Raw genomic sequence first — 291 nt, 5'->3', positions numbered from 1 at the left:
AATGCATAAAATAGATATTACTGAAGTAAGTTATATGGGAATATAATTAAGATGAAATTAAAAAGGGTTAATGGGTAATGGGGGGAATTATATGAAAATAGAAGAAAATAAAAAGAAGATAAAGGTTAATAAATTAGATATAATAAATATTAGTTTAATGATTATTGCATTAGTTTTAAATGGAATAATGGCAAAAAATTTGCCGAATGAAATAGCAGTTCAGGTTTCTAGCACAGGACAAGTATTAAATACTATGCCTAAATTTGCATTTGTTTTATTGATTCCAGCTGT

General features: G+C 25.4%; 1 protein-coding gene. It reads left to right on the top strand.

The genetic code is table 11. The features are described 5' to 3' along the window. Nucleotides 1–91 precede the first annotated feature (91 nt). On the top strand, nt 92–291 hold a 200-nt coding region (locus K5V21_RS19240), incomplete at its 3' end, for a DUF1648 domain-containing protein (protein WP_221862679.1).

The organism is Clostridium sardiniense (genome assembly GCF_019753795.1).
Classification (GTDB): Bacteria; Bacillota; Clostridia; order Clostridiales; family Clostridiaceae; genus Clostridium; species Clostridium sardiniense.
Note: the sequence above shows the minus strand (reverse complement) of the source record. Positions and strands in the feature narration are given on the sequence as shown.